Consider the following 7,338-nt stretch of genomic DNA (forward strand, 5'->3'; position numbering starts at 1 on the left):
CGCCCGCAGTCTCCCCGTCCCCCTCTGCCTCGCCGGCGCCCGAGCCCGCCGAGCCGCGCCCCGGCCCCGACGCCCGTGTCGTCACCCGGGTCAACACCCTGCGCGCCGCGAACGGCTGCCCGGAGCTGGAGACCGACCCCCGGCTGACCGAGGTCGCCCAGCGGCACTCCGAGGACATGGCCGCGCGGAACTACTTCGACCACACCGACTCCTCGGGCCGGGGCGCGGGCGACCGGGTCGGCGCCACGGGCTACGACTGGTCGGCGGTCGGTGAGACCATCGCGACCGGCATGAGCGATCCGGCCGCGGTCGTCGAGGAGTGGCGCAGCAGCCCCGGCCGCGACGACGACATCTTCAACTGCGACTTCGTCCATGTGGGCGTGGGCATCGCCGACTCCCCGCGCGGCCCCTACTGGACCCAGGTGCTGGCCACCCCGCGCTGAGCGGCTCCCGGCCGATTGTCAGTGGCGGGTGCCAGACTCGGTCGGCATGGAGAACAGTGCGCAGTTCACGGATGTCGTGCTCAGGGACGTCGTCGCGGCGGACCTGGAGGCATTTCTCGCGTACGAGCACGATCCGGAGGCGGTCCGGCGGTCGCGGTTCCCTCCCCGGGAGAGGGACGCGTTCATGGCGCACTGGAAGACGCGGGTGCTGGGCGATCCCGCCAACTTCGTGCAGACGGTCGTCGTGGACGGGGAGACGGCGGGGAACATCGTGGCCTGGTGGGAGAAGGACCGGCGCTTCATCGGCTACTGGTTCGGCCGACCGTACTGGGGCCGGGGCATCGGTACGGAGGCGCTGACCGCGTTCCTGGAGCGGGAGACGGCCCGCCCGTTGTACGCGGATCCGGCCGTCGGCAACACCGGCTCGGTGCGCCTGCTGGAGAAGTGCGGGTTCACGGCGACGGGCACGGTGCGGCACGGGGAGAACGAGCACGTGGTTCTGGTGCTCGGCGGGAGTGCGTGAGGGGGGCCGTCTCCCTGCGGATGCGGACCCGTGCTGAGGTCGAGCCGTTCGTCGAGGGGCTTGAGCTGGTCGCGCCGGGGCTGGTGCCCGCCGCCGAGTGGTATCAGGAGCTGCCCGCCCCCGCGCAGGAGCGCGGCGGGTTCTACGTGGGGGCCGCGCGGGTGCGCTGACCCCCGCCCCTCACGGCTGCCGCAGCGGCTTGGCCATGCAGATGCTGCTGTCGTACGTCCGGTAGTGGCCGAACTTCACCTCGCAGACGGTGTAGCCGCACGAGGTGTACAGCGCGACGGCCTCGGGCTGCTGATCGCCGGTCTCCAGGACCATCCTGGTCCGGCCCGCCGCCCGGGCGTCCTCCTCCAGGGAGGCCAGCATCCGTCGGGCCAGGCCCCGGCCGCGGCCCTCGGGGATCACGAACATCCGCTTGATCTCGGCGTCGCCGTCCTCGTAGCCCTCGTCGTTGAGATTCTGGGTCCGCCAGCCGCCGGTGGCCACCGGGCGCTCCTGCTCGTCGTAGGCGAGCAGATACAGACCGTGCGGTGGTACGAACATCGACGGGTCGAGCGGTGTGACATCGCCCTCGTCGCCGTAGCGCTCGGCGTATTCGAGCTGCACCTGGTCATTGAGTTTGACGGCGTCGGGGTGGTCGAAGGGCCGAGGGTGAATAAGCATGCTGAGTATCGTATATCTGTGCGTGGGGTGGAGTAGGTACTGTTCGGGGATGCTGACCGTTACTTCTGTGAATGTTAATGGGCTTCGCGCCGCCGCCAAGAAGGGCTTCGTCGAGTGGCTGGCGGGGACCGACGCCGACGTGGTCTGCCTCCAGGAAGTGCGGGCCGAGCTCGCCCAGCTGCCCGAAGGGGTGGGCACTCCCGAGGGCTGGCACACCGTCCACGCGCCCGCCGCCGCCAAGGGTCGCGCCGGGGTCTCCCTCTACGCGCGGCAGGCTCCCGAGCGGGTTCAGATCGGCTTCGGCGGGTTCGGGGTTCTCGGTGCGGAGGAGTTCGACACGAGCGGCCGGTACGTCGAGATCGACCTTCCCGGGGTGACCGTCGCGAGTCTCTACCTGCCCTCCGGCGAGGTCGGCACCGAGCGGCAGGAAGAGAAGGAGCGCTTCATGGCCGCCTTCCTGCCCTACCTCCAGGGGCTGAAGGCGCGGGCGGCGGCGGACGGCCGTGAGGTCGTGGTCTGCGGTGACTGGAACATCGCCCACCAGGAGGCCGACCTGAAGAACTGGAAGGCCAACCGCAAGAGCTCCGGCTTCCTCCCCGAGGAGCGGGCCTGGCTGACCCGGGTCCTGGAGGAGGCGGCGTACGTGGACGTCGTGCGGGCGCTGCATCCGGACGTCGAGGGGCCGTACAGCTGGTGGTCGTACCGGGGGCGCGCCTTCGACAACGACAGCGGCTGGCGCATCGACTACCAGATGGCGACCCCGGGGCTGGCCGGGCGCGCGGTGAAGGCCTGGGTGGAGCGGGCGGCCACGCACGGCGAGCGCTGGAGTGACCACGCGCCCGTCACGGTCGTCTACGAGCGGTAGACCCGTCCCGGTCGTCTGCGGGCGGTAGACCCGACCCGGCGTGCGGCCCCTCAGGTGCGGTTACGCCTTCGGGGGCTGCGTGCCGTCCTCGCGGCGCAGCCTCCGGTCCAGCGCCATCGACAGCTCCGCGTCCACCACCGCCCGGGCCAGCGGCCGCAGTTGGGCGGGTTCGGTCTCCTTCGTATGGGCATGCAGTACGCGTACGAAGATTTCGGCGAGCGCGTCCGCGTGCTCGCGGACGCGGCGGCCGGAGGAGAGCACCGTGGACAGCGGCACCCCTTCCCGTACGAGTTCGGCCGACACCTCCAGGAGGCGGCGGCTGATGTGCACGATCTCGTCGCCGTCGGTGGCGAGATAGCCCAGGTCCAGCGCGGTGGCGAGGTTCTCCGGGGTGACCTCGCCCTCGAAGTAGTCGGCGAGCTGCTCCGGGGTGAGGCGGACCGGGGTCTCCTCGGTCGGTTCGCCCAGGCCCAGCACCTCGGCGACATCGCGGCCGCTCTCGAAGGTGGCCGCCAGATCGGCGATGCCGTTGAGGGTGTGGCCGCGCTCCAGCAGGCCCGCGATCGTGCGCAGCCGGGCCAGGTGGTGGTCGTCGTACCAGGCGATCCGGCCCTCGCGGCGGGGCGGCGGGATCAGCCCGCGCTCGCGGTAGAAGCGCAGGGTCCGCACGGTGATGCCGGCCTCCTTGGCCAGCTCCTCCATGCGGTATTCGCGGTGCTCGCGTCCTTCAGCCACAGGGGCACCCTATGTTGTACCGCCGGTAACTTTCCTCGGTCCGCCCCCTACCCATCAGTACGGTCCTGCTCTACTCTCCGAACCATGCCAGTGATTGCTGGCACAGTCGCGTGACGTACCGCGGGAGGCGGCAGCATGGCCCAGCAGGAGCACGTACGTGTGGCGGTGATCGGAACCGGATTCGGGGGCCTGGGGGCCGCCGTCCGGCTGCGCCGCGAAGGCATCACCGATTTCGTCGTCCTGGAGCGCGCCGGATCGGTGGGCGGCACCTGGCGCGACAACAGCTATCCCGGCTGCGCCTGCGACGTACCGTCCCACCTCTACTCCTTCTCCTTCGCGCCCAACCCCGACTGGCCGCGCACCTTCTCCGGCCAGGAGCACATCCGGGCCTACCTGGAGCGCGTCGCCGACACCTTCGGGCTCCGCCCGCACATCCGGCTGAACCACGAGGTGAAGCTGATGAGCTGGGACAAGGAGAACCTGTACTGGGTGATCGAGTCCGCCGACGGGACCACGCTGCACGCCGATGTCGTCGTCTCCGCCACCGGGCCGCTCTCCGATCCCAAGATGCCCGACATACCCGGGCTCGACTCCTTCCCCGGCAAGGTCTTCCACTCCGCGCGCTGGGACCACGACTACGACCTGGCCGGCAAGCGCGTCGCGATGGTCGGCACGGGCGCCTCCGCGATCCAGATCGTCCCGGCGATACAGCCGAAGACCGCGAAGCTCACGCTCTTCCAGCGCACGCCGCCGTGGGTCATGCCGCGCATGGACCGCACCATCAGCAAGGCCGAGCGCGCGCTCCACCGGGCGATACCCGCCACCGGCACGGCACGCCGTGGACTGCTGTGGGGGATACGGGAGTTGCAGGTGAGCGCCTTCACCAAGCACCCCGACCAGCTGGGCCTGGTGGAGAAGCTGGCCAAGTCCAACATGGCGCGGGCCGTCAAGGACCCGGCGCTGCGGGCCAAGCTGACCCCGGACTACCGCATCGGCTGCAAGCGGATCCTGCTCTCCAGCACCTACTACCCGGCGCTCGCCCAGCCCAATGTGGACGTGGTCGCCTCCGGGCTCAGCGAGATACGCGGCTCCACGGTCGTCGCCGCCGACGGCACCGAGGCCGAGGTCGACGCGATCATCTTCGGCACCGGCTTCCATGTGACGGACATGCCGATCGCCGAGCGGGTCGTCGGTGCGGAGGGCATCACCCTCGCCGAGACCTGGAAGGACGGGATGAACTCGCTGCGCGGCGCGACCGCCGCCGGGTTCCCCAACTGGATGACGATCATCGGCCCCAACACCGGGCTCGGCAACTCCTCCATGATCCTGATGATCGAGTCCCAGCTGAACTACATGGCCGACTACCTCCGCCAGCTGAACGTGCTGGGCGGCCGTGCCGCGCTCGACGCCCGGGACGTCTCCGTCACCGCGTGGAACGACAAGGTGCAGGAGCGGATGAAGCGCACGGTGTGGAACACCGGCGGCTGCACCAGCTGGTACCTGGACGCGGAGGGCCGCAACACCACGGTCTGGCCGGGTACGACGGGGGAGTTCCGGCGGCAGACGCGTTCGGTGGACCTCGCGGAGTACGACGTGATCCGGGCCGGTGGGGCGGGCGGTGCGCGGCGAGGTGTCGGAGCCGGGCGCGTACCGGAGCAGCCGGGCCGGACCGACCGCGAGAGCGTGACCGCCGCCGCGTCGGAGGCCGGGCCCGTCGCCGAGGAGGCCACGCGATGAGCCGGCTCCTGCACCGCGACGCCGTACCGCCCGTGCCTGCCGCCGAGTTGACCGTACGGTCGGCCGACGGGTCACGGATCCACGTCGAACTGCACGGCCCCGAGGACGCGCCCGCCGTCGTCCTCGCCCACGGCTGGACCTGCAACACCCGCTTCTGGGACGCCCAGATCCGCGACCTGGCCGCCGACCACCGCGTCATCGCCTACGACCAGCGCGGCCACGGACTCACCCCTGAGCCGGGCCCCGGCGGCTACAGCACCGACGCGCTGGCCGACGACCTCGAAGCCGTCCTCGCCGGGACGCTCGCGCCGGGGCAGAAGGCGGTGCTCGCCGGGCACTCCATGGGCGGGATGACGGTGATGGCGGCGGCCGCCCGGCCCGGGGTGCGCGAACACGCCGCCGCCGTGCTGCTCTGTTCCACCGGATCCACGCGGCTGGCCGCCGAGGCCCTGGTCCTGCCGCTCCGCGCGGGTGCGCTGCGGACCCGGCTGACCACCGCCGTACTGGGCGCGAAGGCCCCCCTCGGGCCGGTGAACCCGGTCTCCAGGAAGATCCTCAAGTACGCGACGATGGGCCGGGGTTCGGCCCCGGACCGGGTCGACGCCTGCGCCCGGATCGTGCACGCCTGTCCGCGCCGCGCGCGGGTGGAGTGGGGCCATGTGCTGGGCGAACTGGATCTCGCCGATGGCGTACGGGCGTTGCGGGTGCCGACCGCGGTGATCGCCGGCACGGACGACCGGCTGACCCCGCCGGTCCACGCGCGGGCCATCGCCGCCGCCCTGCCGGTCGGCCTCGGGCTGACGGAGCTGACGGGCATGGGACACATGACGCCGGTCGAGGCTCCGGAGGCCGTTTCGGCGAAAATCAGGGAGCTGGTCACCCGGTACGTCAGCACGGGAGCGGACGCCAGGGGGAACGCCTCCCCGGCCGAGAAGGAGGACGTCGCATGAGCGGCAAGCGGAATCTGGAGGGCCAGGTCGTCGTCGTCACCGGCGCGGCCCGGGGCGTGGGCGAACTGCTCGCCCGCAAGCTGTCCGCACGCGGGGCGACCCTCGCGCTCGTCGGCCTGGAGCCGGACGAGCTGAAGCACGTCTCCGAGCGGCTGCACGGCGAGAGCGACCACTGGTTCGCCGACGTCACCGACCACGAGGCGATGGCCCAGGTGGCGCGTGAGGTCAAGGAACGATTCGGCAAGGTCGACGTGGTCGTCGCCAACGCGGGCGTCGCCGCGGGCGGCCCGTTCGCCGACTCCGACCCGGCCGCCTGGCGGCGGGTCATCGAGGTCAACCTCATCGGCGGCGCGGTCACCGGGCGGGCGTTCCTGCCGGTGCTGATGGAGAGCCGCGGCTACTTCCTGCAGATAGCGTCGTTGGCCGCGATCACGCCGGCCCCGATGATGACCGCGTACTGCGCGTCCAAGTCGGGCGTCGAGGCCTTCGCGCACAGCCTGCGCGCCGAGGTCGGCTACAAGGGCGTCAAGGTCGGCGTCGGCTACCTCTCCTGGACCGACACGGACATGGTGCGCGGCGCGGACCAGGACGACGTGATGCGGGAGCTGCGGCAGCGGCTGCCGTGGCCGATGAACCGCACCTACCCGCTCGGCCCGGCCGTCGACCGGATCGTGGACGGCATCGCGCGGCGCTCCCCGCACGTCTACGCCCAGTGGTGGCTGCGCGGGATGCAGTCGGTCCGGGGCTACCTGCCCTCGGTCATCGCGCTCGGCGGACAGCGCGAGATGCGGCGCTTCGAACCGCGCCTCCACACCGTGTCCAAGGGCTTGGTGGGGGCCGGGGGAGCGGCGGACCAGGACGCGCGTGCGGAGCGGGTGGACCGGGCGTAGCGGGGTGGACGGGCCCACCTCACGGTGGGTAATGGTCCGAAATGCGCGGGATGTCGGGGCGTGTAACGCTGAGCACGGCCCCGCTGGGGGCCACCCCCACATCCGTCCCACGCATCCCACAGGAGTGAACAGCATGGGTATCGCAGACCAGTTCAAGGACAAGGCGCAGGAGCTCGCCGACCAGGCCAAGCAGAAGGCCGGTCAGGGCAAGGACGAGGCCCAGGACCGGGCCTCCCAGGCCCGCGACCAGCGGTCGGACTCCTCCTCGGGCATGAAGGACCGTGCTCAGGACGCGAAGGACCAGGCGCGCGAGCGTTTTGACCGTTGACGGTCGTTGAGGTGTGACGCGTACGTGCTGCGGTCAGCGCGTGCGTACGCGTCGCGTCAGGAGGGGGCCCCCCGGGGGGCGGGGGGGGCGCAGGATGTGGCGGGGGGCCCCCCCCCCCCCGCGGGGGGGGGTGGGGGGGAAACGCGACAAAAACCGCCAAAACGCCCCCCAGGGGGGGGCCCCAGACAAAACAGCCCG

At 71.6% G+C, this 7,338-nt stretch carries 9 protein-coding genes and 1 pseudogene; 8 read left to right on the top strand and 2 right to left on the bottom strand.

The features are described from left to right. From JS521_RS31550 to JS521_RS31560, 3 genes and pseudogenes are all read left to right on the top strand, one after another. Positions 1-443: CAP domain-containing protein (locus tag JS521_RS31550; protein ID WP_205086341.1), on the top strand; the 443-nt coding region annotated here is incomplete at its 5' end. Positions 444-489: 46 nt separating this feature from the next. Further along, the gene (locus JS521_RS31555) at positions 490-966 is read left to right on the top strand and encodes a GNAT family N-acetyltransferase (protein WP_205086342.1); all 477 of its coding nucleotides are present in this window, start codon (positions 490-492) and stop codon (positions 964-966) included. A gap of 2 nt (positions 967-968) precedes the next feature. Then, positions 969-1,136, top strand: a pseudogene (locus JS521_RS31560) (SAM-dependent methyltransferase); the annotation flags it as partial. Between the two features lie 10 nt (positions 1,137-1,146). On the opposite strand, the gene JS521_RS31565 reads toward JS521_RS31560, so the two are convergent. Beyond that, positions 1,147-1,635 (bottom strand): GNAT family N-acetyltransferase, encoded by a 489-nt coding sequence (locus tag JS521_RS31565; RefSeq protein WP_205086343.1) that lies wholly within the window; start codon positions 1,633-1,635, stop codon positions 1,147-1,149. Positions 1,636-1,684: 49 nt separating this feature from the next. On the opposite strand from JS521_RS31565, the gene JS521_RS31570 reads away from it, so the two are divergent. Next, entirely contained in the window at positions 1,685-2,500 is an 816-nt protein-coding gene (locus JS521_RS31570) for an exodeoxyribonuclease III (RefSeq protein ID WP_205086344.1), read from the top strand. Positions 2,501-2,560: 60 nt separating this feature from the next. Here JS521_RS31570 and JS521_RS31575 read toward each other — a convergent pair whose 3' ends face one another. Beyond that, positions 2,561-3,202, bottom strand: a complete 642-nt coding sequence (locus tag JS521_RS31575; RefSeq protein WP_205086349.1) for a MerR family transcriptional regulator — start codon at positions 3,200-3,202, stop codon at positions 2,561-2,563. Between the two features lie 168 nt (positions 3,203-3,370). Between JS521_RS31575 and JS521_RS31580 the strand changes: the two genes are divergently transcribed. From JS521_RS31580 to JS521_RS31595, 4 genes are all read left to right on the top strand, one after another. Beyond that, positions 3,371-4,972, top strand: a complete 1,602-nt coding sequence (locus JS521_RS31580) for a flavin-containing monooxygenase (protein ID WP_205086345.1) — start codon at positions 3,371-3,373, stop codon at positions 4,970-4,972. Beyond that, positions 4,969-5,922, top strand: a complete 954-nt coding sequence (locus JS521_RS31585) for an alpha/beta fold hydrolase (protein WP_205086346.1) — start codon at positions 4,969-4,971, stop codon at positions 5,920-5,922. Before JS521_RS31580 ends, JS521_RS31585 begins: the two co-directional genes overlap by 4 nt. Then, on the top strand, positions 5,919-6,812 hold the full coding sequence (locus JS521_RS31590) for an SDR family oxidoreductase (protein WP_205086347.1): 894 nt from the start codon (positions 5,919-5,921) through the stop codon (positions 6,810-6,812). The genes JS521_RS31585 and JS521_RS31590 overlap by 4 nt, the downstream gene beginning before the upstream one ends. Positions 6,813-6,945: 133 nt before the next feature. Then, the gene (locus JS521_RS31595; protein ID WP_205086348.1) at positions 6,946-7,140 is read left to right on the top strand and encodes a hypothetical protein; all 195 of its coding nucleotides are present in this window, start codon (positions 6,946-6,948) and stop codon (positions 7,138-7,140) included. The last annotated feature ends 198 nt before the right edge of the window (positions 7,141-7,338 follow it).

Source organism: Streptomyces durocortorensis, from assembly GCF_016901035.1.
Lineage (GTDB): Bacteria > Actinomycetota > Actinomycetes > Streptomycetales > Streptomycetaceae > Streptomyces > Streptomyces durocortorensis.